This is a genomic window from Cupriavidus sp. 05N39, from assembly GCF_056397325.1.
Genome location: NZ_JBFTNE010000345.1, coordinates 1 through 413 on the forward strand (window position 1 = coordinate 1; position 413 = coordinate 413).

General features: G+C 71.4%; 1 protein-coding gene. It reads right to left on the minus strand.

Features of this window, described 5'->3' with window-relative positions; translation table 11 throughout:
- Positions 1-413: site-specific integrase (locus tag AC1DN0_RS41635; RefSeq protein ID WP_477146691.1), on the minus strand; the 413-nt coding region annotated here is incomplete at both ends.

Below are 413 nucleotides of genomic sequence, written 5' to 3' on the forward strand. Positions count from 1 at the left end.
GGGGTCCTCGTTGCGCTGACCGCGGCGCACCGCATCGGCGAAGAACGCGCGCAGCGCCGACAACAGCCGTGCGTTGCTGCGCGGCGACCAGCCATGCCGCGCCCGCCAGGCCAGGTAGTCGAACAACCCCGCGCGGTCGATTGCCCCCAGCCCGCCGCCCGCCCCATCGCGCCAGCGCGCCACCCCTTCCAGATCGCGCCGATAGCTGTCCAGGCTGGCCCGCGCCAGGCCATGCTCGGCCCAGATCGCATCGAGGAAACGCTGGATCAGGATGTTGTCGTCATCGCGCAACGGCGGAAGCTGCTGGACCAACTGGCGGCGCAGCGCGGGAGTGGAGGCATCGGACATGCCGCCAGCATACGGAGCGACGCCGGCCGCGGCCATCGAAGCCGCGCCGATGCACAGGTATGCTC